Source organism: Leucothrix mucor DSM 2157 (genome assembly GCF_000419525.1).
Classification (GTDB): Bacteria; Pseudomonadota; Gammaproteobacteria; order Thiotrichales; family Thiotrichaceae; genus Leucothrix; species Leucothrix mucor.
Genome location: NZ_ATTE01000001.1, coordinates 4,407,741 through 4,433,967 on the forward strand (window position 1 = coordinate 4,407,741; position 26,227 = coordinate 4,433,967).

Consider the following 26,227-nt stretch of genomic DNA (forward strand, 5'->3'; position numbering starts at 1 on the left):
ATAAGTGGCTATATGATGCGGGGGTTTAATTTTTTGCGAATGCTAATCGTTTTTATTTGCATTAACAAGCGGTAATTTAAACTTTTTAAAAATGGCCGCTGAATGGCCTTTGTGGATTGCAAATAATAATGCGATTGATTATCATTTGCAAAATATTCCTAGCCATTCAATTCCCTCATTGATAGCCCGGCCCTTACGACAAAAACAGATGGACACGTATGGACTTGATGGCATTTCTGACTCAGTACCTTGATCACATGGTATTAGGTATTTTGGGCTTCATGAGTTTTCTGATGCTGGCTTTCAGCATTGAACGCTACTTCTTCTTTCGGCGCGTCAAGCTCGCTGAATTCAAACACATCGAACTGCTGGAATCGGAGCTAACCCGTAACCTCACGGTGATTTCCAGTGTTGCTGCAAATGCGCCGTATATTGGTCTGTTAGGTACTGTTATTGGTATTTTGCTGACATTTAATGCAATGGGAACCGATGGCAATATGGATGTGAATAGCATTATGGTTGGCTTGGCGATGGCGCTAAAAGCTACAGCGGCTGGGCTGATGGTCGCGATTCCTGCCATTCTGTTTTACAACGGTTTGATGCGTAAAGTTGATGTACTGGTGGCGCATTGGCGTGCCGCGCAGGCAGCGTAACGGAGCGGCCGTATGAAACGTTTCGATCAGATTAATATGATTCCCTTTATCGATATTATGCTGGTGTTGTTAGCGATTGTGCTGACCACGGCCAGCTTTGTTTCTAAGGGTTTAATCGAAGTGAGCTTGCCAAAAGCGGGTACCGTGAGCGAGGCACCTAAAGATCAGGAGCCGCTGGAAATCGCCATTAATGCAGAAAACCAACTGCACTTTGGCGCGGAGCACATTGAGTTTGATGCGCTTAAAGCCAAGCTGGCGGATATTCCCATTGAGCAGTTAATTGTATTGCGGATTGATAAAGCGGCCGTGTTTGAACACTTCATTGCCTTGATCGATACGCTCAAAGCGCAAAGCTTTAACAATATTTCAATTCAAGCAGAGCAGGACTCTCGAAAATGAAGCGCCACGCAGGATTTCTCTGGTCGGGGCTAATTCATGGTGCATTGGTGTGGATGTGTTTGCCTTTATTGGCGGCGAAACCGGAGCCGGTTGAACCGGTCGTTATGATGCCGCTGGAGTTGGCGCAGTTTGCCGCGTCAAGCCCTGAGCCTGTGGCAGAACCCGCGCCGGAAGCAGAGCCCGTTACTGAAGCGGTTGCAGAGGAAGAGCCAGCGCCGGAGCCAGAACCGATTCCCGAGCCTGCGCCAGAGCCAACTCCTGCGCCCGTTCCCGAACCAATCCCTGCGCAAGAGCCTGAGCCGGAACCAGCTCCCAAGCCAGAGCCAATCCCAGAACCTACTTCTGAGCCAGAACCTGTTCCGGAACCAGAGCCAGAGCCCATTCCTGAACCGGCTCCAAAGCCCGAACCAAAGCCAGCGCCTGTTGTAAAGCAAGTTGACCAAGCGGAAGTGAAAGCTGAGATTGCTCGTCGTAAAGCGCAGCAGGAGAAAAAGCGTCGGGATGAAGCCTTAATTGCTAAGCGTCGTGCCGAGTGGGAGGAAAAACAACGTGAGCTAAAAGCCCAGCAGCTAGCCGCTCAACGCCGCGCCGAGTGGGAAGCTAAGCAGCGCGAGCAGGAAGCGATTAAACAACACGAAGCTCAGCAACGCCGCAAGCAATGGGAAGCTCAGCAGGCTCGTTTAAAACAGCAAAAACTGGTCGAGCAACGCCGTGCCGAATGGGAGGCTAAGCAGCGCCAACTGCGGGAAAAGCAATTAGCAGATCAGCGTCGTGCAGAGTGGGAAGCCAAGCAAAAGCAGAAACAAGCAGAGCAGTTAGCAGAGCAGCGTAAAGCGCAAGCCGAAGCCAAGCGACGTGAGCAGCAAGCTCAACAATTAGCCAATAAACGCCGTGCCGAATGGGAAGCCCAGCAACGCCAAAAGCAAGCGCAGGCAGAGGCTCAACGCCAAGCCGCACAAGGGCGTCAGCGCCAATTAGCGGCACAGGCCCAAGCGCGCCAAGTGGCTGCCGCAAAAGCAAGTGCACGCTCTGGAACTAGCAGTGATTCGGGGCCGCCATTAATCACTAATCCCGGTTATCAGTCACGCACGCCACTGCGTTATCCGCGATTGGCAAGGGCGCGTGGGATTGAAGGGACAGCGGTTATTCGTGCCAATGTTCGAACCGATGGCCGTGTGAGTAGTGCGGTGGTGTATCGCTCTTCAGGCAATAATTCACTGGATAATGCGGCGTTGTCAGCGGTAAAACAGTGGGTGTTTCAACCAGCAAAACGCGATGGGCAAACACTGGCATCCATTGTTCAGGTGCCAGTGCAGTTTCGCTTAAATTAGTCGGTCGTTGCTGCCTTGATTAGTATCGTATAAAAATGTAAATTGATGTTTTGATGCTACTAGTGAGGACATCAATATGCGAACCACTTTAACCATCGACGATGCGTTAGCTGAAGCGCTGAAAAACAAAGCTCATGAGTCAGGCAAGCCATTCAAGCAAATTGTTAACGAAACACTGTTAAATGGTCTGGCTAATACCTCTCAGCGCGAGTCAGCTCCTTATCGGCTTACAACTGTGAGTATGGGCAAGGCTGCTGCAGGAGTTAACTTAGACAAAGCGCTTGAGCTTGCGGATGAGTTAGAAGATATGGCTATCAAAGCGAAACTTGAGTTGCGTAAATGATTCTGGTTGATGCGAATTTATTGATCTATGCAATCAATGAGGATGCGCCTTATCACCTTGAGGCGAAAGCATGGTGGGAGGCGGCTCTATCCGGTAATAAAGTGGTTGGCATCCCTTGGGTCGTCACTTTAGCTTTTCTGCGAATCACGACCAATGCTCGTATTTTTCCAACACCTTTGTCTGCTGATCAGGCTATTGCGTATATCGATGAGTGGCTTGATCATCCGGTGACTAAGTTAGTGTCTCCGGGAGAGCAGCATTGGTACATCTTGAGAAACCTGTTGCTGAGTTCCGGTATGGCAGGCAATTTAACAACGGATGCGCACATTGCTGCACTGGCGATTGAGCAAGGGTATGCAGTTTATTCCGCGGATAATGACTTTAAGCGGTTTGCAGGGATTCGCCACATTAACCCATTAGTTTCCGCAAGCTCCAAACGAGTGCATGAATCTGTAGGGGATTACAAGGTAAATACCTGATTAGCCAGAACTAACCACCAAGGATGGAAGAGGAATTAATGGACGCACTCAACGTATTTTTAAACGATATTAACGCCGCTTGGGCGACCGGTAACACACTGGTAAAAACCTTGCTGGCAATTGTCACCACCATGCTGGTGTTCTACCTATTACGCTATGTCGTCGTGCGTAAGCTCGAAAAGCTCACCGCGCTAACCGACAACGATTTTGACGATCGCTTTGTGCATTTCCTACGTCAATTCCTGTGGCTAGCCGTACTGTTTATGGGGCTGGTCTGGGTACTGCAAATCAATGGCATCAAAGTCGGGCCGGTATTGGCGGGCGCGGGTATTTTCGGTATTGCCATTGGCTTGGCGGCTAAAGAAACGCTGGCTGATATTCTGGCGGGTATTTTCCTGATTGCAGATCGCCCAATCCGCATAGGCGATCGGATTATGATTGATAAAATTGGCAAGCACTGGGGTGGCTGGGGCGATGTGATTGATATTGGTTTGCGACGCACCACCATTCGCAATACCGATGGCGTTATTGTGAATTATCCAAATGCCGTACTGGCCTCTTCTACCGTCAAAAACTTCTCGATGGACCCGCAGCCGATGCGAGTGCGCATTCGCTTTCAAACGGACTTTAGTGCCGACCCTGTACAAGTCAAAGCCGTTACCTTAAAAATGATCGATCAGGTCGATGGCATTATTCCCGGCAGTGGCACGGTGGTGATTCGCTCGATCTGGGATGATGAGCAGGGGCATATGTTATCGGGCGTTTTATATGAGGCGCGTTATCGGCTTGAAGATGTAAAGCGACGCACGGTAATTCGATCTGAAGTGTTGGAGCGTTTGATCAGTGCATTTAAGGCCGAGGAAATTCCGATGGCGGCGGTACCGATCCGCAAAGTATAAGGATTAAGCAAACTTTCCAGCCGTAAATAAGGGCTATTTTTTGATTAAATTGGCTGGCGAAAGTTTAAGAGCTTATTGCGTATTGCCTATGGTTTATATGAAGTATAGGATATAACGGTGTCAAGCCATTCAGGTATCAGTCAGATACTTCCTCTTGAATGGTAGCAAGTCTTAAAAAGTTCCCTAATAAAAGTTCCAAACGACGGAGAGATTCATCCATGAATAGACGTAATATGATTAAAACTGCATTGGCGAGTGCAGCGACAGTATCACTTGGTTCAACAGTTACGACTGCTGTTGCCGCCGATAAAGTTCGTCTGCGTATGCAGTCATACTGGGGTAAAGAAGCCAAAGGTATCTTTGAAGAATTTACCGATAACGTAAAAGTGGCTAGCGATGGCGTATTCAACATTCGTCGTTATGAAGGTGGCTCGATTGTACCGGATGCTGACATGATGTCTGCTGTGTCTAAAGGCACATTGGATATGGCAGAAGGTTACGGCGGATACTGGCCTGGTAAGGTGAATATCGCGGGTATCGAAGCGGGCTTGCCTGGCGCATGGACAACCTTCGAAGAAGCGATGCACATCTTCCACGAAATGGGCTTGATTGACTTGGTTCGTGAAGACTACGCAGAGCATAACATTCACTATTTAGGCCCCATGTTTGGTGGTGACTATGACTTGCTGACTAAAGAGCCGGTTACTAGCCTTGAAGACATGAAGAAGATGAAGATCCGTGCGACACCTTCTATTTCTAAGGTATTGCAGGAACTGGACATCCCAACAGTATTCCTACCAGGTTCTGAGTTGTACGTTGGTTTGAGCACGGGTGTTATCGATGGTTGTATCTACGGCGGTCCGCTGGAATACAAGTCCATGAAGTTGTATGAAGCAGCACCTCACTACACTCGCCTGAACATGGTTAACCCAGGTTACACAGACTGCGTATTAATCAATAAGGATAAGTGGGATTCTTTCACTGATGCTCAACGCAAAATCATTGAAATGGCTTATGCAAACCACGCAGCCTCTATGCATGCTTGGATCTACGCGGGTAACAAGTCAGCGAGTGAAGGCGGATTGTTTAAGTTTAGCTCACTAAACGCTGAAGACTCTGCCAAGTTGCAGCAAGCATCTCAGGTTGTTTGGGCTGAAGAAGCTAAAAAATCTGAACGCAACCAGAAAGCGATCGACATCCTAGCAGCGGCAGCCAAAGGACGTGCGTAATGAATTGGATATCTCGTTTTCTTAAAATACAGGACGGGATATCCGAATTCCTTGGCAAGGCTATCTCTTGGTTAGTCCTTGTCATGATTGGGGTACTTGTGTACGAAATTTTCGCTCGGTATGTGTTTAACAGCCCTACCGAGTGGGCCCATGAAACCACCACAATGCTCTACGGCACCTTCTGTGTGCTGGCGGGCGTTTATACTCACAAGCATTACGGACATGTTCGAAGTGAAGTGGTTTATCATTTATTTTCCCTTCGCGGACGCGCATTTCTCGATGTGATCACCGGCACCTTCGGGCTGGTGATTTTCGGTATTTTCTTTGTGGTAGTTGTGGAATTCGCCGCGGACTCTTGGGCAGCTGGAGAACGATCCTCCAAAAGCACCTGGGCTCCTATTATCTATCCTTTCAAGACTGTATTACCCATTGCTGTTGCCCTGTTGTGGTTACAGAGTCTTGCCAATCTAATCAGAGATTTCTGTATCGCATTTAATCTGGCCCCGCCGGAACTGATCGGTGAAAGAGAAGAGAACTCTCTATTTGATGATGCTCACTAACACTCAGGAGAGAAATTTATGGGTTCCGATCCGTTAATCGTTACGTTGGGCATGTTTGGTTCGATGTTGTTTTTGTTGATCCTGGGCGCACCATTGGCTTGGGCTTTGTTATCTGTCGGAGTGGTGTTTGCTTACGCTCTGTGGGGAGCGGGTGGTTTAGAGCTATTGGCTATTAGCTCATTCGCATCAATGGATAACTTTCTGCTAGTTGCCTTACCCATGTTTATCTTCATGGGGCTTATGCTTCAACGCTCAGGCATCACCGATAATCTGTTTGATATGATTAACAAGGTGATGGGGCAGATCCCCGGCGGCTTGGGCATGGGAACGGTCATCATCTGTGCACTGATCGCTGCCATGGCGGGTGTGTCGGGTGCTGCAACCGTGAGTTTGGGTATTATTGCCTTACCCTCGATGCTTAAGCGAGGGTATGACAAGAAGCTCGTCACCGGTACCATTATGGCTGGTGGTGCCTTAGGCTTCCTGATACCCCCCAGTGTGTTGATGATCTTGTATGCCTTCTTATCCAAAGACTCCGTGGGTAAGTTGTTTGCAGCCGGATTAATGCCAGGCTTGATGCTGGCAGGTATTTATATCCTGTATATCTACATTCGCTGCAAAATCAATCCATCACTCGCCCCTGCGTTACCTGCTGATGAGCAAGTTGACTGGAAAGGTAAAATTGTCTCGTTAAAGGCGTTGATTCTACCGGGGTTACTAATCGGTACGGTGTTGACCTTCATCATTACCGGAGTGACCACACCGTCAGAAGCTTCTGCCGTGGGTGCCGCTGGTTCCATTGTCTGTGCTGCGATTTATCGGACGCTGAACTGGAGCGTCGTTAAAGACGTGCTGATGGATACCACCAAGCTAATGGGAATGCTGATTTGGATTACCATTGCTGCGGTATTCTTTAGCCGGGTTTACATGGGCCTTGGTGCAGACATGGTGCTGGAAGAGTTCATTGAAGACATGGATATGTCACCGTATATGGTGATCCTGTTCATGCTGCTTTGCTACTTTATCCTTGGTATGTTCCTGGATGATTTTGCGATCGTCTTTATCACTGTTCCATTATTTGTGCCGATTGTGGAGGGATTAGGCTTTGATACGATTTGGTTTGCGGTACTGTTTATTATCAGTATGCAATCCGCGTATTTGACCCCGCCCTTTGGCTATAATCTATTCTATATGCGATCGGTGGCGCCGCCGGAGATCACGATTTACGATCTCTATAAAGCGGCGGTACCGTTTATTATTCTACAGATTATCGGTTTGGCACTGGTTGTGGCCTTCCCGCAAATTGCCTTGTGGTTGCCGGAGTATATCTACGGCCCATTGTAGATATATTGGCATTGAGTCGATGAAATGGTCACCCTTGCGGTGGCCATTTTTTTGCCTTGAATATTATTCTGCGTCAGCTGGGATGACTTGATTGCGTCCCAGCTCTTTGCCTTTATACAGTGCTTTATCTGCACGCTGAATGGTGTCTTCAAAGTTTGAATTAGTGCTGTAGGAGGCGACACCTAACGTGAGGGTAACGTGGTGTTCCACGTCATCATAAATAATGGGCTTGTTGGCAATAGTCTCTCGTATGGTTTCCGCTACAGAAATGCCTTGCTCGATATTGGTTTTTGGGAGCAGCACTAAAAACTCCTCACCGCCCCAGCGAGCCACAATATCGGTTCCACGTAAGCTGCTTTTTATCAGCCCACTGACTTGCACCAGCACTGCATCGCCATGGTCGTGACCATAGGTGTCATTGATTTGTTTGAAGTAATCCAGATCGGCCATAATGAGTGTCGTCGCGATATTGTTGGCTTCCAACTCTTTGTCATTTAACTTCACTTGATCAAACATTGAGCGGCGATTATTTAAGCCGGTCAAGAAGTCTAACTGGCTGGTTTCTTCAGCTTCTTTTCTGCGGCGAATTAAGGAAATACCCCGCGCATAGGCGAGGTAACCCATATAGTGAGTCACGATGGTCAGATACATGAATGGACCAAGAAACTCGATGAGATCTGCATTCAAAGCCATGTGTTGACCGCGTAACAGGCCCACCACCATCGCGCAAACAAAGGCAAGCGCTAGGCCCTGAACCACTTGCTTCATACCCCGTAAGGCGTAGTTTGCTGCTGAGTTAGCAATTAAGTAGGGCAAGAAAACCGCAGGGGTAAAGCAAAGAAATGAGATCATCGCGCCTTGCAGTGCCATGTCGATTTGCATGTGCCTGATTTCAGTTTCGCGCTCTTCATTTCGTATATATCTCAAAAATGCGAGGTGCGGATAGATCAGGCAAATGGCGATAGCACTGATGCTCCACACATCAAGAGCACCCATTTTTGATTGGGATAAGTAGATACTGATGGCGAATAATATAAAGCCGAACACCCTTAAGGGGTAGATCGATCGACCGATTCTCTCAATGCTATGTGTGCGATTATTGCTCATTTTTATGATTGCATGGGGTTGGTATATTTTTAATAGTAGCGATTAGTGTTGTTTTATTAAGCTATAGTTCATTAAAAATATTATATAGACTAAGCATTAATCCAGCCTTAAAGTTGATGAATGGCACTTTAATAGAGCATGAACGGGCATCCATTCATGCTTTTATGGCTTAAGAGTCGCACCCTGGAGCAGGTTTTGCACCTTTGGACTTCAGGTAGGCGATAAGACCACTGCTGCCAGTGCGTTCGGCTACATTCAGAGGGTAACTGCAGGGGCCTAACCCAATGCCGACTTCAACATTTAGCTTGGCACCGGCTTCAACCAGTAATTTCACCATGGCCAAATTTTTATGGTTGATTGCAAAATACAGTGGGCTGAAATCCCTCATCAGGTTTGGATCGCCACCGGCGTCCATCATCATTCGAACGGCGCGGAAGTCGTTCTTATTGGCTGCGAGTAATAAGGGAAACGCTTGAAAGCTATAGCCTTCACCACCGTAATTCGGGTCAAAACCTTTGCGTAGCAGCATGGCGAGCATGCGGTAATTAATGGTCGGGTCTTCGATCATTCGACTGAGCGCATTGCCGCCGCCATTGGTTGTGACCTGAGGGCTTGCACCTTGATCTAACAGATACTCGGCGACCTTTTCCGCCTGTAAATCTACTGCATGAAGCAAAATAGCACCGTTATTAAAGCCTTCCTCGTGGTGGATGCTAACTCCGTGGGCGTGCATGACTTTGACAGCAACTACATCATCCTTTTTAGTGGCTTGTAGCATTTGATCAAACAAGCGATCCCAGACCATGGGAATATCGGGGAGTGTTTTCCAGTCGAGTTTTTTAAGATCCGTGCCACAGGTTTTTAAGGCTGCATTGCGGGCATTATTTTCATTACTGGCAATGCTATCGCGCACAGTCATACACCAGGCTTTCTGGCCTTCGTACAGGGGTGACCAGCGCAGGCCTGTTTGTTTGCAATTATTAGCGACATTCGCCATTTGTTGTTTAATTGAAGTCTGTGCGTAGTTATCGCAGAAGCGTGCATCGGCGGCTTGTAGGCTGCTAACGCTGAGGCTAAGTAGTAGTGCTGTGAGGATTTTTGTTCTCATGTGTCCATCCTTGGAGGTGATTGAAAAATTTGAATAACGCGATAATCTCTTATCTTAAGGAGTCGGCTTATAGCGATAATATTTCACTATTTAGCTTAGTATAGTACTCAGTGCTCGGTTTGCTGCAGTCTTATGGCTGGGGCTTGAGTTGAGCGTGATAGAATTAAAAATACATAATTCGGGGTAGGGAACGATGCAAACGATAAAGCAAGAATCACTCACCGTTGCAGAAGCTAATCAAGCGCTTGGCGTTAAGTTTGAACCGGGCCTGTGGGCGCTGATTGTTAAGATGTTGAATTACACCGGCCTCACATTTGACGCTAAACAAAATACGGTTAATTTTGAAGGCTTTATCCCGTTTACTGAGCTGGCGAAAGAGTGGGTAGTTGGTATGCAGGATGGTACTTACGATGTGCAAACCTGCCAAAGCTGTGGGGCGTATTTTGATATCAATACGGCCGATGGGATTTATGGCAAGCCGGATGCCTTTGAGGAGTTTGTGTGCATGCCTTGCGCGGAGACAATGACGGCTAAAGCGTATTATCAGCGGTTTGTTGAGCGGTCGGTTTGATTGACAAATTCGAAGGCGAAATACCTTCGAATTTGTTGTGAGCTTGCTTCTAAACGAGTCCAGCTTTTAATGATAGCTCAGCTGGCAAACAGACATCTTGCCTTGGATGGTCGTGCGCCAATGGCCAGTCCATTTAGCATGTTTTTGCTTGGCTAGTGTTGGACATTTCCTCTGTGCGTCAGCTTGGCTCCAAATTGGACCGGCATTCACATCCTGAATACGATAATCCATACCGCAAACCGACATTTTGCCTTGAACCGTCGTGCGCCACTGACCGTTCCACTTTCCTTTAGTCCTTGCGGCTATCGCGCTGCATTTGGTTTGAGCATCAGCCTGATTCCAGATTGGCCCTGCATTCACATCATAGACGAGTGCCTGTAAGCCACACACCGACATCTTATTCGGAACAGTTGTTCGCCATTGTCCATTCCAGCGAGACTGATGTCGTCGCGCCAATGCAGGGCATTTATTTTCGGCATCAGCTTGGTTCCATATTGGACCCGCTTCAACATCTTTAGCCGATGCCTCTCCCAGCCCGATAGCGGCGATTAATAAAACGGCAAGCGCAGGAACTTTAGTCATTGAAACTACCGATCCGGCAAATATTTTTTTAGTTAGATGAAACATAACAATACTCCTTAGTGGCTTATATCCCGCCGGATGAATGCCTAGGGTGAAGGTTTCTCCTTTACCGACGAGTGAAGATGACCGTATTTGTCATGTGATTCACTTTATTAGCGTGCAGAAAACAAATCATGATGCATTTGTACTATATTTTAAAAATATCGTTGTTTATTCGATTGATAATAATCACAAAAACCGATCAATATTACGATTAATCAAAGGTGTTTATGATGCAAGATGATAGCTTGATTAAGAAAATGGCACGGTCGATAGAGCACGCGACAGAGAATATAAACGACTATGACGAGTTCTTACGGTCGTGGCAAAGCTTGGTTGCCAATAACGATAGCCAAGTTGAATGGGAGCAGGCAGACTGTCGAAAGATTGAGCAGTTTGCAGTATCTGCATTACTGCGTCTGGCCGAGGAAAATGATCAGGATCAAGTTGGGTTTATATCTAATCCGTTACTTAACTCAATGGGTAGCAGTGCCTTAATTGTTGATGCAAAAGGTTGCGTTTTAGCCGCTAACCTTCACGCGACAAGCCTCTACAGCATCAGTCGGGGTGTGGACATAAACACCTTGGGCTTTCGGCTTGAAACGGGTCAATCACTAACCGCCAAGATTTTTCAGTTTGTTAATCAAGAAGAAGCCAGTGAGAATTTAACCTTGCTACAGGTTTTCACAGATGCTGAGGCAATGGTTCCATTAGTCATTGTTCGTTCGGAACAGAGCGGTGCACCTCAGGCGCTATTAATCATTATGGATACGCCCTGTAGTGATGAAATGCTAAATTTATTCTCGGTTAAATTCGGACTGACAGACGCTGAAAGTGGTGTTGTGAGATTGTTTGTCAGTGGGATGTCGCTAAAGAAAATTGCTCAGATCAGAGAGCGTTCCTACACCACGATCAGAAACCAATTTCAGACAATACTGGAGAAAACGGCTTGTCCAACTCAGGTTGAATTGCTTCGACTTTTATTAAGTGTTTCCTACCTTATTTCATTTGCCGTTAGTGTTTCATCAGAAGAAGCCCAAGGTGCTAGTAAAAAGGTTGTAGTTAAAAGGCCTCAGCAACGCAGTGTTGAGGTTAATGTGTATGGAGACCCAGATGGCAGCCCCATTGTTGTTCTGCCTAGCCTGTTTGGTATTCCTGCAACGCAAGAAATAGAGCAAATACTGGTGGCTCGATCGATACGGCTCATTGGTATCTGGCGGCCCGGGTTTGCTGAGACTACGGATGTTTTACCCGGCGATAATCTTTATCAATGTTTGGCTGAAGATATTAGTGCCGTGCTTGATCAGCAGGGAATTGCTTCCTGCCCAGTCGTGGGGCGTGCCTCAGCTGCGCGATCTATGTTTAACCTGGCTAATCTAATTCCTGAGCGAATAACCCAAGTCTGTATCGTTAACTCTCTTGTGCCAATACAATATATATCGAAGAAAGATAAGGTTTCCAGATGGGCATCAGCTTTAATCTCCGCGAGTAAAATTTCTCCATCATTTGCGGCATTGATTCTCAAAACGGGGAAAAATCTAATGATGCGTAATGGTGCGAAACACTTTATCGAGAATATGTATCGTTCTTCTGCGGCTGATGAGTCTGCGGTTAAAAATCATGAGGTTGCTACGAGTATTTATAAGGGCACTATCAGATGCGCTGAACAAGGTTTCAGTGCTGCCGCGCGCGACATGATTGAGGGCTTTGAAGATTGGTCAGCGGAGGTTGGCGAACCGACAATACCGATAAAACTGCTTCAGGGCTGTGGTGATCCTCAAGTACCGATCGAAGCTTCACGCGCTTTTGCGGAGGATTACCCTGAAATCATTGAACTGGTTGAGTTTGCAGAGGGTGGCGGGCTGTTAAATTACACTCACTTCCAAGAGATCATGAATGTTGTATTTGAACGCACGAGTGCCTAGTTCAAAACAAATACTACCATTTAGTTACTTGGTGTTTGCCGGTGTTTAAAAAAGTTATACTAGCCCAAAGGATAACTCCCACAGGCACACTATGAAATTCCAAGGCACCAACGAATACATCGCGACTGACGACCTGCAAATTGCTGTCAATGCAGCCATCAGCTTACAGCGGCCATTGTTGATTAAAGGCGAGCCCGGCACCGGTAAAACCATGCTGGCAGAGCAGGTTGCTGACTCCCTAGGTAAGCGCTTAGTCCAATGGCATATCAAATCGACCACCAAAGCGCAGCAGGGTTTATACGAGTACGATGCGGTGTCGCGCCTGCGGGATTCTCAGTTAGCAACAGGCGATGTGGATGTTAGCAATATCGGTAATTACATTCGCCAAGGTAAGCTTTGGGAAGCCTTCGCCGCTGATGAGCAAGTGGTATTGTTAATTGATGAAATCGACAAAGCGGATATCGAATTCCCCAATGACTTGCTGCAAGAGTTGGATAAAATGGAGTTCTTTGTTTATGAAACGGGCGAGACGATAAAGGCCAAGCACCGACCAATTATCATCATTACCAGTAATAATGAAAAAGAGCTGCCAGATGCATTTTTACGTCGCTGCTTCTTTCACTTTATCAACTTCCCTGACCGCGACACCATGCGTGAAATCATCGCGGTGCATTACCCTGAAATTCAGAAGAATTTGGTGAATGAAGCGCTGGAAGTGTTCTTTGAATTACGCACCGTGCCTGGTTTGAAAAAGCGTCCGTCCACCAGTGAATTAATCGACTGGTTGAAGCTGTTGATGTCGGATGATATTCCGGAAGATGTGTTGAGCAATCGCGATCAAAGCAAAGCCATTCCGCCGTTATATGGCGCGCTGCTGAAGAATGAGCAGGATGTGTCTTTGCTGGAGCGTCTAGCCTTTATGCACCGTCGTGAAAAGCGTTAAGCCATGTTGACCAATCTGTTTTACACGCTCAAAGCGCATGGGGTTCCGGTATCGATTCGCGAGCATCTGGATTTGCTGGCGGCGCTGGATGCTAATCTGGTAATCGCGGATACTGAGGAGTTTTACTACCTCGCGCGTATTCTACTGGTCAAAGATGAAAAGCATTTTGACAAGTACGACAAAGGCTTTCAGGCGTTTATGAATGGGCTGGAGTCGCTGGAAGGCTTGGTCGAAGCGCTGATTCCGGATGATTGGCTGCGCAATGAATTCGTTAAGCAACTGAGCGATGAAGAGAAGGCTAAAATCAAAAGCCTTGGCGGCTTAGATGAGCTGATTAAGCAATTCAGAGAGCGTCTTGAAGAGCAGAAAGAACGCCATCAAGGTGGTAATAAATGGGTTGGCACCGGCGGCACGTCACCATTTGGACATAGCGGCTATAATCCTGCAGGGATTCGTGTTGGTGGGCCGGGGCGTAATCGCAGTGCGGTTAAAGTTTGGGAGAAGCGCGAGTTTAAAAATCTGGATGACTCTGTTGAACTTAGCCCACGAAACCTGAAAGTGGCGCTGCGGCGTTTGCGCAAATTTGCCCGACAGGGTGCAGCGGATAAGTTGGACCTACCGGGCACCATTCGCAGTACAGCGAATAACGCCGGATTGCTGGATATCAAAATGGAGCCGGAGCGTCACAACGCAGTAAAAGTACTGCTGTTTTTTGATGTGGGCGGCTCAATGGATGATTATATCCGGCTGTGTGAAACGCTGTTTTCAGCGGCGCGTACTGAGTTTAAGCATCTGGAGTATTTCTACTTTCATAACTTCATTTACGATGCGGTATGGAAAGACAACCGTCGCCGGCATGACGAGCGCATACCAATGCTCGATATTCTGAATAAGTACAGCAAAGACTATAAGGTGATTTTTGTTGGGGATGCTTCCATGGCACCGTGGGAAATTACCTATCGTGGCGGCAGTGTGGAGCATAATAATCCGGAGCCCGGCGAAGTTTCAATGCAGCGGCTAATGCGCAGCTTTGAGAAAATTGTGTGGATTAATCCGACCGAGCGCGAGTATTGGGATTACACACAATCCATCGGCATGATCCGCAAAATCGTGGATGACAGAATGTATCCGTTGACCGCAAAAGGACTGGAAGAGGCAATGACGGAGTTAAGCCGATAATTGAGATAGGTCTTATCCCGTTTATAACTCAAAAGTGCTATATTAAATTCAGAAGAGTTACATTGAGGTTGTTATGAATGTAGTGTTAAAACAAAGTCTTATCGAAGCGCTTGAGCCTTTGGGTAACAACGCAGCAGCATTTTTTCTGGCGGCGAGTCTCTATCACGCACACAAAGTTAGTTTTGCCGCAGCGGCTGCGATGGCTGATTTAAATTTTGATGAGTTTGCTTATCGATTGCGAGAACACTTCGACTCCGGGTTTCGGGTTGAGCACTCTGTTGTCGAAGAGGACTTGTTGCTGGTGGATCGTTTAGCGAAGCACTCATAATGAGAGTAGCGTCTAGTGCGAGCCCTTTAATCTTTTTATCTAAACTTGAAGCAGTAGATTTATTAAGTCATTGTTTCTCATCCGTGACTATTCCTGAAGCTGTCAAAGCTGAAGTTGGCCCTATTTATTTACCAGAGTCGATTGACGTGACGGCTGTTTCTGAGTTTGGAGAGCACTTCGTGGCTGGGGCTTTGGGAGTGTTACATCAAGGCGAACTAGAAGCGATGATTTTGGCGCAAGAGCTAAAAGCGGATCTAATTTTGTTAGATGATTTGCGGGCTCGTCAAAAGGCAACCCGTATGGGATTAACGGTGATGGGAACGCTAGGTGTATTACAACTGGCTCACAGAAAGCAACTTATCACGCAGCAAGAGTTTCGGCAGTATCTTGATGATTTGGTTAATAAGCATGGAATGTGGCTATCTGAAAAGATGCTGAAAACGCTAAAGAATTTGGATTGATTCGTAACATAGAAAAATAAGCTTTGTCGCCATCTATAAAGTCTTACAAGAAGCAATGACGGAGTTAAGCCGCTAACGCTATAAATAAATCGGTGCCATCCGCCGCCAGTAATACCCACGATGCGCCCGATCTTCCCATTCATGAAAGCGATGCTGAATGCCTTTGTTGTTCAGTATCTGACTCAAGCGATGATTGTTTTCCAAAAACGGGTCTTCTTTGCCAATGACCAGCGTGATATCCATATCTCGCAACTGCCGTAACTGCGTTTCATCAGCTAAATTAGGCAAAAAATGAGTTGGCGTGTGGTAGTAGATATTGTCATCGTAGTGACCACTGAATAAATCAACGAAGTTTTCCGTTTCCAAGGTTAAGTCGTAACGTCCTGAAAACGCGACCAGTTTTTGAAACAGATGCGGATGGCGAAAAGCAATATTCACCGCATGGTAAGCACCCAAACTGCAGCCATGCGAAATGGTGCAGGAGTCTGGATTCTTCTCCTCCATAAACGGAAAGACTTCTTTCAGGATGTATTGCTCAAAGCAAATATGATGTTGAATACGATCTGCGGGATGCTTCCAAAAGCAGTAGACTGAGTCATGGTCGACGCTATCCACGCAATATAACTGTAGCTCACCCGCTTCAATTCTGGGGGTCAGTTGATCAACAATACGCAGGGTTTCGTATTCGTAAAAGCGACCGTCGCGAGTAGGGAACACCAGCACTTTTGCACCGGCATGTCCGAATACTAATAGCTCCATCATGCGCTCAAGATTAGCGCTGTACCAACGGTGATATTCCCGTTGCATGGGCTTGTTCTCCTTCGCTAAAGGTGTGAAAAAAATTCGTCCAGTTCTTTAATCAGCGCCTGCTCTTCACGGGCTTCATTGGGGTAATCAAAATGCCCAGCTTCCAGTATCGTCAATGATTTTTCTTCGGGCAATGCGTTATAAATAGCGAACTGGCCGGGTGGCGCGACGGCGGGGTCGAATAGGGCGGCAGCTATATGCATCGGTTGCTTGATAAATTGGGCAGCGCTGGCCGCATCATAATACTGCAAGGTTTCAAGCGCGTTTCCGTGTTGCAGCTGATAGTGTTGAACTGCTTCACCACTGCCAATCGTTTTTAAACCTAAGCGCAACGGGTTATCGCCGAACGTTGGCACATTTAAATGCGCTCGCTGAATGCGCTCATCCCATGCTACGGCCATGGCTCCAATGCCGCCGCCAAAGCTAATTCCCGCATAGCCAATATGGCCCTTGGTGGGCGGAAATAATATCTGCATGGCTGAGACCGCCATCCACACATCCTCAACACAACCACCGAGAATGTAGCGCTTAGGTTTATCAATATCGTGAAGCACATGGTAAGCCGGATTGGTAGAGATACCGGGCTTTTGGCTGCGCGATAAACCCCGAAAGCAGGGGAACATCAAGGCTGCTCCGGGCTGTTTCAGTGTGTAATCCGGCTCATCGCGCCCACCGTAACCATGGCCAATCACAATCCCTTTGGTAACCGGCTCATCCTGCGGAATTAACACCCATCCCCGAATCACAAAACTATCGGTAGAAAAGTAGCGCAGACTATAAATTTCATAGCCATCTTGGGAGGCTCCGGTGTGGCGAATGCGCGGGTGTGGGTGTAGTGCGGTGGCGCGCTGATAGCGCTCTTGCCAGAACCAGGCAAAATCTGAGGGGGCAGCGGGCGAGCGGATCGCCAGAAGATCATCTTTGGTATAGCCGTAGCTTGGGTCAAAGTCATAGGAATGAGCAAAAGCAGTCATACGGTTCCCTTGGGTGGCTTTGTACTTATTATACGTAAAGGGTCTGAATAGGGAATACAGGAGGGAAAATCCGCTGAAATAAGCAGTTTTCGTGTTAAGTCTTTGGTTTTTTGGCTGTTTTTTCTAAATTAGCATGACTATTTAATAAATTACAGTAGAATAACAGTTCAATTATCTAAAATTGCTGATCTTTGTTAAATGCACAATAAGGATGCTTATGCGTTTATATATTGCAGAGAAAAAAGAAACAGCGATGTCCATCTCGGTTGCACTGGGCGGGCCATCGGTGCCAGACGGTATCTGCTTCGATCTTGGCGATGAGCAGGTGGTTTGGTTGTCCGGCCATTTACTACGACTGCGTAAACCCGAAGAGCATAACGAAGCCTATCAGCAATGGTCGCTGGATTATCTGCCGATGGATTGGCCAATCAGTTATATCCCGCAAGATAACCACCGCGAGCATCTGGCCGATATTATTGCTTTAGCGCGCTCTGCTGATGAGTTGGTGAATGCCGGTGAGCCCGACCCCGAAGGTCAGCGCTTAGTCGATGAAGTGATTGAATATGCCGGTTTAGATAAGCCGGTTATGCGCATACTCATTAACGATAATAACCCCGCTGCAATCCTTCGCGCATCACTGAGTATGCGCAGCAATAACCACTATCGGGGCATGTCGTTGTCAGCCTTGGCGCGTGCGGTCTGTGATCAGCATTATGGCTTTAATCTAACTCGGGCTTACACCTTACTGGCGCGCAAACAGGGTTATGTGGGGGTGTTATCCGTTGGTCGCGTGCAAACGCCAATTCTCGGGCTGATTGTTGCGCGCGATAAAGCGCATGATGAGTACCGCTCGCATAGTTATCAAATCATCCAAGCCACTATTGAGGTGCAGGGGAAAAAGGTCAATGCTTACTACCAAGTAAAAGCTGGTGATTTGCTTGACCCCTCACAGCATCTAATTGATGAGTTTTTTGCGAATCAGCTGGTTTCAGAGATTAGCAATGCGCCGGTAAAAATTGAATCGGTGACTATTCAAGAGCAAAAAATAGCGCCACCGTTGCCGCATAGTTTGCTGAGTTTACAGGCTGAAGCGGCTGGGAAATATGGCTATTCACCCCGACAAGTGCTGGAGGCCACACAGCGACTTCGCGATGTATTTAAAGCGGTGACCTATAACCGAAGTGACTGCCGCTACCTGAGTGCTGACCGCTATCGGGAAGCAACCGTATTGATTGAAAAACTCAAAGCCAGCATTCCGGAAGCGGCATTGTGCGATAGCCACCGCAAGAGTGAGGTGTTTAACTCCGATAAAGTCGGCGCGCATCATGCGATTATCCCAACGGGGAGCGTTCCGGATCTGAGTAAACTGAGCGAGCAGGAGCAGCGGATTTATCGTTTGATTACTTTGGCTTATCTGGCGCAGTTTTATCCCGAAGAGCGGGTGCGTGTGAGCAAGGTGTTATTTAGCATCGCAGGGCACAGTTTTGAAGCGGTCGGTAAGGTGAATGTTGACCGTGGCTGGCGAGCGATTATGGATGGCGATAAGGGGACTGATGCGCTGGAGTCTATTGCGCCAGATAATCTGGAATCCATTACTCATTTTGATCGCGGCAAGTTGCTGAGCGCTAAGGTTATTAATAAACAAACGCTTCCACCCAATCACTACACCATGAAAACGCTGCTGCTGGATTTAACACGCGTCACTGATTACGTGACCGACCCAGCCATTAAACGCCTATTGCTTGAGCAAGCCGCGAATACGCCAGAGGAGTCAGGAGGGATCGGCACGCCCGGTACTCGTCATGGGCATATCGAAACCTTATTTTCCCGCGCCTATATCGAGGAGCGCGATGGTCAGGTAGTAAGTACCAGTATTGGTCGCGAGTTTCATGACGCCCTGCCAGCCTTTGCGGTAAAGCCGGATTTAACTGCACTATGGCATGAAAAACAGCGACTTATTGAGTCTGGTGAAATGGATTATCAGGCGCTGATTGATGAGGTGGATGCGATTATCGCTGATGAAATTGCGCGGGTAAAAGTGCAGGGTTTGAATTTGCATGTCAGCACAGTGACTTGTCCGGTATGTAATCAAGGGCATTTAAAGCTGCGACAAAACCAGCAAAAAGTACCGTTTTGGGGTTGCTCAAGGTATCCGACCTGTAAAGCGACCTTCTCCGATGTTAAAGGCAAACCTTTGCTGGAAGAGCCTAAAGCCGTGGTTTCACCGGAGCATCATTGTCCCAATTGCGATGCAGGTTTAATTCGCAGACCTGCTAAAAAAGAGGGTGTGTTTTGGTGGGGTTGCAGCCAATACCCAACTTGCGATTATCGGGCATTTGACCGTGATGGCTCACCAGAGGCAGCAGTAAAACCACTTAACAATTAGCGGCAACCTCTTCCAGCGCGCTTTTATAGCGCCTTCTCTGGCTGGCATCTAATGAATCCACCGGATGAAAGATGCGTTCAATATTCTGAATGCTATTACGGATGCATTGCTTCTTAGCGTCCTCTTCTCTCTGCGCCTGACGCTGTTTTTGTTCTCGTTTTAAAGCGTCATTTTGCTGATTATTGGCAAGCTGCTTCAGTGTTGCCTGATACTTTTGCTTGGCTTTCAGGTAGTCCGTTTGCAGCTGGCTGGCATTGGCGTCGTTATTACAATCGGCTTTACAGGCCGCTTCTTGCAGTGCGCACACTTTCAATCCGCCGTCACTATTGTAATTGCCAAACTTAAGTCCGGCGCGACAAGTCATCGCCTTTGTTTCACAGGGTAAATCACATTGAGTGTTTGAAGATTTGCTGGGAGAAGCAGTCTGATCCGGAATAATCACTTTCTGTGTAGCTGCTTTGTGGGCAACGCCACTGCAAGGTGCTGCTTGATAAGCAACCGTATCTCCACTAGTGCATTTGTAGATTTTCGCCTGAGCACCGGAGGAGAGAATTAGCATTGTTATTAGAATAATGAGCTGTCGCATAGTCGCTTATGGAAGGTAGCCAGAAGAGAGTAATAGTATCGGCGAATGGCCGTTATAGCGTCCAGCTTCTTGCGATAACAGGTGATTCGATGGCGTGCTAAAAATGCCATCAATATAGGTGGTTAATAAATAAGCAAGTTGCAATGCAGTTAGCCACAGCAGGGGATCGAGGGGTTATCTGTTAAGTATTAACATAGTTATCCACATGTTCTGTGGGTAACTTTTGAATGTCCTAAAATTAACGAAAATTTAATATGTGTATAAATAGCGCATACATTGTATTAATTGGGTATTATAGGCTTAGAGTTCGGCTGATGTGGCGGAATGGTTATAATGGGCTCACTATTCTGCCTTCGCGGAGGTATCATCATGATGATTGGGCTTATCATATTGATATATAAATAAAAAAACATCTAACCGACATGTAAATGAGTCTTAATTAAGGTTAAGAGCCGGGCGATTAAGAGATATGTATGTTCATTACTTCCTTGATAAGAATCTAAAAGTAATAAAAAGTAGTGGTGACTTGCGCGGAGGTGGACATCCTCCGATGCTGCCTCTTGGCTACAATATTCATGAGATAGTCCCCGAGCTTGCCAATGAAATTGAGACTCTGATTAGCAATAATGATGTTTTTTCCTGCGTATTTTCGAATGAGACTCCGATGTATAACTTGGGTTTCTTCGAGCAGCTAATTGATGGCAATCGAGCCTTCTATAAAGTCTGGCAACTGACCAACTCACACGAAGAGGGGGTTGCTTATCTGCTGGAGTATTCCACACATCCGGATGTATTCACCTTGGATGAGTTGGATACCAATGTCATTGAGAATATTGAGATCACGCGTTTCCGTGACATCATCAAGCTCTCCTCAATGGGCGTGCTGCAAGTCGATGAGCAATGGCGAACGTTATACGCTAGTAAAACCTGGAGCGACTTAACCGGATACAGTCTCACCGAAGTCGCGGGTCGGGAGTGGACGCAGATTATCTATCCTGAGGATAAAAATAACTTTCTGGAAATGCTGTATCAGCACGCCAAGATGGAGAAAAACTCCGAGCAAGATGTGCGGGTTACCATGGCAAATGGAGGCTATAAATGGTTTAACATCCACTATCGCATTAGCTATGACGAATATCATGAGTGCAAGACCATCATTCTGATCTTTTTAGACGTACACAATAAGCGCAAAAGTCAGGAACATTTACAGGAAATTGCGACCACCGATTTGCTAACTGGCTTGGGTAACCGTTACGCCTTTCAGGAAGAGCTAGAAAAATACATTCGGCAGTTACACACCAACCAATCATTTTATCTGATGTTTATCGATCTGGATGGGTTCAAATCGGTGAATGATGCTTACGGCCACATGATTGGGGATAAGCTGCTAAAGGAAACCGCAAAGCGTATCTCCGGCTTAACTAAGCCCGCAGGCTTTGTGGCGCGGCTAGGCGGGGATGAGTTTGCGGTGATTCGCCCGCAATCTAATTTTCCGGGGATCAATGAGTTTGCAGCCAATTTGTTGACTGAAATTGCCAAACCCTATTCCTTGGTTGAGCGCGCTCAGGAGTCTTATATCTCCGCGAGTGTTGGCATTATTAGCGTCAAGCCAGGCGACATTAGCTATGCCGAAACCTTATCGGCGGTAAGAGTGACCGAGAAGAGCAGTGAGCTTTTACGTGAGGCCGATGCGGCGATGTATCACGCAAAAGAGATGGGTAAGAATACCTTTATGTTTTACTCCGGCTCAACTGATCAAAAAGCCATTGTTAAGCAGCACCTGAGTGATGGTTTACACCGGGCATTAGATTCGGGTGAATTCCGACTGCATTATCAGCCTCAATGGAATATCAATACCAATAGCTTATATGGCTATGAAGCCTTAATCCGTTGGAAGCAGGATAAGGTAGAAGTTGGGCCGGATGTGTTTATCCCATTGGTTGAGAGTAACGGCTTGATGAGCCGTTTAGGAAAGTGGGTGTTTGAGCATGCCTTGCTTGAGCATGCCGAGCTGATTTCGATGTCTCAGATAGTCCCTCAATTGTCGGTTAATTTCTCACCGATGCAGTTTCGCGATCATAAATTATACGAATACATCGAAAAAACACTCGGTAACTTTAATATCCCGCCAGAGAGTGTCACTATCGAAGTCACAGAGAGTTTGTTGATCTCTGATCACCTACAGGTTAAACAGCAGCTTACACGTCTTAAAGATATGGGTTTGAAAATTGCATTGGACGATTTTGGTACCGGTTATTCCAGTTTGTCGAATTTGCATAAATTTCCGATTGATATCATTAAAGTTGATCGGAGTTTCACGATTAATTTGCAAAACTACGAAACCCAGCAAATTGTAAGGGCGATCATTCAGTTGAGTAATGTATTGAATAAAACAATATTGTTTGAAGGGATCGAAACGGAGCAACAGCTCGATTTCCTAAAAAGTGAGGGAGTAGACCTCATTCAGGGGTGGCTAATTTCAAAAGCCATGTCCTTTAACCAATTGACGCGCTTTGTCGAGCAGCAGGAGGCTAAGAGTCATGTCTTTAATCGATGAGCCTAAGACGTTTAATCCACTACAGCCGGAGTGGGGAGTTGAGGAAGAAGATAAGTCGCCTGAGTCGTTGAAAAGCATTGTTGCGATCGGTGCCTCAGCCGGAGGCCTTGAAGCTTTACAGCGCTGGTTTGATAGCGTGCCTAATGATACCGGGGCGGCCTTTGTTGTTATCCAGCATTTATCCCCTGATTACAAAAGCATTATGGATAAGCTTTTGGAGCGCCATACATCGATGCCAACCAAGGTGGTTGATGCCTCAATGCTGGTTGAGCCTAATCACATCTACTTGATTGCGCCGGGTAAAGAAATGACGCTGGAAGGCAGTCATATTGTCCCCATTGCCCGCAACACTAATACGCGATTACACCTGCCCATCAATCATTTTTTCCGAAGCATTGCTCATAATATGCGCTTTAAAAGTATCGGCGTTATTTTGTCCGGTACCGGCAGTGACGGCTGCTTAGGGATTAAGGCGATTCACGAAAGTGGCGGATTAGTGCTGGTGCAAAGTCCGGACGACAGCCAATTTAACGGCATGCCGGTGAATGCGATTGCTACCGGCGTGGTTGACTTGGTGGCTTCGATTGAAGAGTTAACCGTAACGGTCGTTAACTTCCTGAAAAATCCAGGCTTTTCGGGTGGTACCTTAATGAGCGGCATGCATAATTCTGCCGTTCAGGAAATTTGTTGGTTGCTATTAGAAGAGACAGGCATTGATTTCTCGGTTTATAAGTTATCAACCTTCTCGCGCCGTCTTGAAAATAGAATGAATATCAATCAGCTGTCATCGCTGGGTGATTACCTGGAGCTGTTAAAAGACAAAACAGGTGGAGAGTTAAAGAGACTACAGCAGGATTTATTTATCGGCGTGACGGAATTCTTCCGCGATGGCGCTTCTTATGACTCTTTAAGAAAAGAAGTCTTGGAAAAACTCATCAAGGAGAAGCCCGAAAGTGAGCCTTTGCGCATCTGGTGTATTGGTTGCTCAACGGGTGAAGAAGCCTACTCAATTGCGATGATTTGTCACGATTTGATGGAGCAAACAGGCAAAGTGCATGATGTCAAAATCTTTGCGACTGATGCGGATATGCGTGCCCTAAATAAAGCCATGAAAGGGGTTTATCCTGAGAGTATTTCGACTGAGGTGCCTGAGGCGTTCTTGAGCAATCACTTTATGAGGGAAACGCCAACCATTTACCGGATTAGAAAGCATATCCGGAATATGGTGGTGTTTGCTAAGCATGATATTTTAAAAGATCCGCCATTTTCCAGTACGGACTTAGTGACTTGCCGTAATCTGTTGATTTACTTCCAAACGGCCGGCCAGCAAAAAGCGTTTAATGCGATTCGTTTCTCACTGAATCACAATGGGTATTTATTTCTGGGTAAGGCAGAAACGCCGTCTCATCCGGATAATGTTTTTGAGTGTGTGGATTATCGGGCAAAGATTTATCAGAAAGTATCTGCCCAGAATGAGAAAATCTTGCTGACCAGGCAAAATGAAAAGCAACCACCACAAGAGGTAAAGCCTCGTGAGTTATTGACTCATACGGGGGATTACGAAAAGAAAAGTGCCGCGGGTAATAAAGCGATTCTGCTATCCCATGTGGCTGAGTTGTTATTTGATCGTTTCCTTGCGGCTACCGTGATTGTGGATTGTAATCTGGAAGTGATTCACTCTTATGGTGACTTGAGTGAGTGGATGCTTCCTCATCGCCCCGGAAGAACCCAGAATAAGGTCAGTGATTTATTCACCTCCTCGACGGCAAGCTACCTGATGTCGGCGCTAAACCAGAGTATCAAAACCAAAAAAGAGGTGATTTTCAATCATCTCTCTGGGAATCGTGAAGTCGATGCGCTTGAGTATTCTATTCATGTCATTCCGTTCCATCATTATAGTAATCCGACGAATGAGTCTGACTTACTGCATGTCATTACCTTGTCGCATCATGAGCCTTCATCCACGCTATTCATTGAGTCAGATGCCTTGGTTAGTGAGGGCAGTAGTGTCAAGATGCCTGCGGATGAGGCAACCAAGAAGCGACTGGAATACCTTGAAGATGAAGTTAAAAACCTGAGGGATCGCTTAAGAACTTCTCAAGCCCAACTCACCAGCGCCAGTGAACAACTGCAAACCTCTAATGAGGAGCTAATGGCATCCAATGAAGAACTGCAAGGCACTAATGAAGAGTTGCAGGCGGTTAATGAGGAGCTCTACACCTTGAACTCTGAGTATCAGCAAAAGATTAATGAGTTGATGGTGGCGACCAACGATATTGATAACTTCATGAAATCAACCGGTATTGCGGCGATCTTCTTGGATAAAGCGTATCGTATCCGCCGTTACACGTCGCCATTTAGCGACTACATCAATATCTTGCCCGTGGATGTGAATCGCTCCTTCCTGGATTTAAAACTGCCGTTTGCCTTTGATAGCCTTGAGCACCATTTGGAACAGTGTGCATTAACCGGTGAAGTGCATTCGCGTCGGGTACATTTGCCGGATGAGCGCGTGGCGTTGTTTAAAATAGTCCCTTATTTAAACTCGTACCGTCAGATTGACGGGGTTGTATTGATGATTGATGAGGTGAAAGAACTCACCACCGCGATGCGTGATATTGAAATCATTCGTTATGAGAGCGATCAGCTTTACCTCATGAGTCAGGCCATTAGTTGGAATTATGATGTTGATTTAAAACAACTTCAGTTCTCTCATAGCTTTAATGGTAAGCAAATATTAGTGGTCGATAAGCCAGATTTGAATAGTCTCTTTGAAGTCATCACGCCCGATTATCGCGATGAGTTTATTGCAAAATTAAAAGCGATATTGGTCGACGGCAAGGAGTATCAGTTTGAGCATACTATTCAGCTAGCAGATCAAAGTGTTCATCATATTCAATCAAAGGTCTTTAGCCATTGCGATAGAAGCGGTCGGGTTTTGAAGCTATTTGGTTTGATGAAAGACTTGAGTGCGCGCAAGCAATTAGAAGATCAAACCCGATATTTGGAAGCTAAGTTTAATACGCTCTTCAATAGCATTCCTATTCCACTGACGATTGTGAATGAGCAGGGTGAGTATGTGTATGCTAATCCGGCTAGCGAGCACTTGTTTGGTTACACACAGGAAGAAATTACCAAGCTGCACTATCGGGACCTTATTCATCCCGATGATTTAGATGTGAGTAGCGAGACCTTTGTTAAGGCAAAACAGTCGAGTCAGGCCGGGAGTATAACCACCAATAGGCGCTATGTGACTAAGGATGGTACGTCGATCCAAACGCACGTGAAAAGCTTTACTCTGCCAAACCACGATTCTTATCGGGATGGCTTTGGGGTATCGATGATACTGCCATTCAGTGAGCTTTTAGATATTCCCTGGAAGGAAGAAGCGGTCGCGATTAAAAGCGCGGCGCTACTTCAACCCAAGGAAGAGTAAC

General features: G+C 46.7%; 24 protein-coding genes. 18 read left to right on the forward strand and 6 right to left on the reverse strand.

The window, feature by feature from the left end; all coding sequences use genetic code 11:
• The first annotated feature begins 218 nt into the window (after positions 1-218).
• The 9 genes from exbB (at position 219) to LEUMU_RS0120100 (ending at position 7,237) form a co-directional block, all read left to right on the forward strand.
• Entirely contained in the window at positions 219-653 is a 435-nt protein-coding gene (gene exbB / locus LEUMU_RS0120060) for a TonB-system energizer ExbB (protein WP_022954092.1), read from the forward strand.
• Between the two features lie 12 nt (positions 654-665).
• Positions 666-1,052: a biopolymer transporter ExbD gene (locus tag LEUMU_RS0120065; protein WP_022954093.1), complete on the forward strand. Its 387-nt coding sequence runs from the start codon at positions 666-668 to the stop codon at positions 1,050-1,052.
• Positions 1,049-2,383 (forward strand): energy transducer TonB, encoded by a 1,335-nt coding sequence (locus tag LEUMU_RS28330; RefSeq protein WP_022954094.1) that lies wholly within the window; start codon positions 1,049-1,051, stop codon positions 2,381-2,383. Before LEUMU_RS0120065 ends, LEUMU_RS28330 begins: the two co-directional genes overlap by 4 nt.
• A 76-nt stretch (positions 2,384-2,459) precedes the next feature.
• On the forward strand, positions 2,460-2,726 hold the full coding sequence (locus tag LEUMU_RS0120075; RefSeq protein WP_022954095.1) for a hypothetical protein: 267 nt from the start codon (positions 2,460-2,462) through the stop codon (positions 2,724-2,726).
• Positions 2,723-3,205 carry a type II toxin-antitoxin system VapC family toxin gene (locus tag LEUMU_RS27015; RefSeq protein WP_022954096.1) on the forward strand — a complete coding sequence of 161 codons (483 nt, stop codon included), beginning with the start codon at positions 2,723-2,725 and terminating at the stop codon, positions 3,203-3,205. Before LEUMU_RS0120075 ends, LEUMU_RS27015 begins: the two co-directional genes overlap by 4 nt.
• A gap of 38 nt (positions 3,206-3,243) precedes the next feature.
• Positions 3,244-4,104: a mechanosensitive ion channel family protein gene (locus tag LEUMU_RS28335; RefSeq protein ID WP_022954097.1), complete on the forward strand. Its 861-nt coding sequence runs from the start codon at positions 3,244-3,246 to the stop codon at positions 4,102-4,104.
• Between the two features lie 218 nt (positions 4,105-4,322).
• Positions 4,323-5,333 carry a TRAP transporter substrate-binding protein DctP gene (dctP, locus tag LEUMU_RS0120090; protein WP_022954098.1) on the forward strand — a complete coding sequence of 337 codons (1,011 nt, stop codon included), beginning with the start codon at positions 4,323-4,325 and terminating at the stop codon, positions 5,331-5,333.
• A complete protein-coding gene (locus LEUMU_RS0120095; protein WP_022954099.1) occupies positions 5,333-5,893 on the forward strand; it encodes a TRAP transporter small permease subunit in 561 nt (186 codons plus the stop codon). Before dctP ends, LEUMU_RS0120095 begins: the two co-directional genes overlap by 1 nt.
• Before the next feature lie 18 nt (positions 5,894-5,911).
• Positions 5,912-7,237, forward strand: coding sequence for a TRAP transporter large permease (locus LEUMU_RS0120100; protein ID WP_022954100.1), 1,326 nt, complete (start codon positions 5,912-5,914; stop codon positions 7,235-7,237).
• A gap of 63 nt (positions 7,238-7,300) precedes the next feature.
• On the opposite strand, the gene LEUMU_RS28340 is transcribed toward LEUMU_RS0120100, so the two are convergent.
• Positions 7,301-8,344, reverse strand: a complete 1,044-nt coding sequence (locus tag LEUMU_RS28340) for a sensor domain-containing diguanylate cyclase (RefSeq protein WP_051156076.1) — start codon at positions 8,342-8,344, stop codon at positions 7,301-7,303.
• 169 nt (positions 8,345-8,513) lie between these two features.
• Positions 8,514-9,452, reverse strand: coding sequence for an ankyrin repeat domain-containing protein (locus LEUMU_RS0120110; protein WP_022954102.1), 939 nt, complete (start codon positions 9,450-9,452; stop codon positions 8,514-8,516).
• 193 nt (positions 9,453-9,645) lie between these two features.
• On the opposite strand from LEUMU_RS0120110, the gene LEUMU_RS0120115 reads away from it, so the two are divergent.
• Complete coding sequence (locus tag LEUMU_RS0120115) at positions 9,646-10,023, forward strand: hypothetical protein (protein WP_022954103.1); 378 nt, start codon at positions 9,646-9,648, stop codon at positions 10,021-10,023.
• A 66-nt stretch (positions 10,024-10,089) separates the two neighbouring features.
• Here the strand turns inward: LEUMU_RS0120115 and LEUMU_RS28345 are convergent, their stop codons facing one another.
• A complete protein-coding gene (locus LEUMU_RS28345) occupies positions 10,090-10,650 on the reverse strand; it encodes a mannan-binding lectin (RefSeq protein WP_022954104.1) in 561 nt (186 codons plus the stop codon).
• Between the two features lie 224 nt (positions 10,651-10,874).
• On the opposite strand from LEUMU_RS28345, the gene LEUMU_RS0120130 reads away from it, so the two are divergent.
• The 5 genes from LEUMU_RS0120130 to LEUMU_RS0120150 all read left to right on the forward strand — a co-directional run bounded on the left by LEUMU_RS0120130 (position 10,875) and on the right by LEUMU_RS0120150 (position 15,480).
• Complete coding sequence (locus LEUMU_RS0120130; RefSeq protein ID WP_157474409.1) at positions 10,875-12,569, forward strand: bifunctional helix-turn-helix transcriptional regulator/alpha/beta hydrolase; 1,695 nt, start codon at positions 10,875-10,877, stop codon at positions 12,567-12,569.
• A 91-nt stretch (positions 12,570-12,660) separates the two neighbouring features.
• A complete protein-coding gene (locus tag LEUMU_RS0120135) occupies positions 12,661-13,512 on the forward strand; it encodes an AAA family ATPase (RefSeq protein WP_022954107.1) in 852 nt (283 codons plus the stop codon).
• A 3-nt stretch (positions 13,513-13,515) separates the two neighbouring features.
• Positions 13,516-14,691, forward strand: a complete 1,176-nt coding sequence (locus LEUMU_RS0120140; protein WP_022954108.1) for a vWA domain-containing protein — start codon at positions 13,516-13,518, stop codon at positions 14,689-14,691.
• A gap of 73 nt (positions 14,692-14,764) precedes the next feature.
• The gene (locus LEUMU_RS0120145) at positions 14,765-15,019 is read left to right on the forward strand and encodes a hypothetical protein (RefSeq protein ID WP_022954109.1); all 255 of its coding nucleotides are present in this window, start codon (positions 14,765-14,767) and stop codon (positions 15,017-15,019) included.
• Complete coding sequence (locus LEUMU_RS0120150; protein WP_022954110.1) at positions 15,019-15,480, forward strand: PIN domain-containing protein; 462 nt, start codon at positions 15,019-15,021, stop codon at positions 15,478-15,480. The genes LEUMU_RS0120145 and LEUMU_RS0120150 overlap by 1 nt, the downstream gene beginning before the upstream one ends.
• Before the next feature lie 78 nt (positions 15,481-15,558).
• Here the strand turns inward: LEUMU_RS0120150 and LEUMU_RS0120155 are convergent, their stop codons facing one another.
• A complete protein-coding gene (locus LEUMU_RS0120155) occupies positions 15,559-16,287 on the reverse strand; it encodes an esterase family protein (RefSeq protein WP_022954111.1) in 729 nt (242 codons plus the stop codon).
• A gap of 17 nt (positions 16,288-16,304) precedes the next feature.
• Positions 16,305-17,261: an acetylxylan esterase gene (locus LEUMU_RS0120160; RefSeq protein ID WP_022954112.1), complete on the reverse strand. Its 957-nt coding sequence runs from the start codon at positions 17,259-17,261 to the stop codon at positions 16,305-16,307.
• Positions 17,262-17,478: 217 nt separating this feature from the next.
• Here LEUMU_RS0120160 and LEUMU_RS27035 point away from each other — a divergent pair, with 217 nt between their 5' ends.
• Positions 17,479-19,647 carry a DNA topoisomerase gene (locus LEUMU_RS27035; protein WP_022954113.1) on the forward strand — a complete coding sequence of 723 codons (2,169 nt, stop codon included), beginning with the start codon at positions 17,479-17,481 and terminating at the stop codon, positions 19,645-19,647.
• Here the strand turns inward: LEUMU_RS27035 and LEUMU_RS0120170 are convergent.
• Positions 19,637-20,233, reverse strand: coding sequence for a hypothetical protein (locus tag LEUMU_RS0120170; RefSeq protein WP_157474411.1), 597 nt, complete (start codon positions 20,231-20,233; stop codon positions 19,637-19,639). The genes LEUMU_RS27035 and LEUMU_RS0120170 overlap by 11 nt on opposite strands.
• A gap of 469 nt (positions 20,234-20,702) precedes the next feature.
• Here LEUMU_RS0120170 and LEUMU_RS0120175 point away from each other — a divergent pair, with 469 nt between their 5' ends.
• Together LEUMU_RS0120175 and LEUMU_RS27040 are read left to right on the forward strand one after the other, a co-directional pair.
• Positions 20,703-22,790, forward strand: a complete 2,088-nt coding sequence (locus LEUMU_RS0120175; protein ID WP_084708148.1) for an EAL domain-containing protein — start codon at positions 20,703-20,705, stop codon at positions 22,788-22,790.
• A complete protein-coding gene (locus tag LEUMU_RS27040; RefSeq protein WP_022954116.1) occupies positions 22,774-26,226 on the forward strand; it encodes a CheR family methyltransferase in 3,453 nt (1,150 codons plus the stop codon). The genes LEUMU_RS0120175 and LEUMU_RS27040 overlap by 17 nt, the downstream gene beginning before the upstream one ends.
• The last annotated feature ends 1 nt before the right edge of the window (position 26,227 follow it).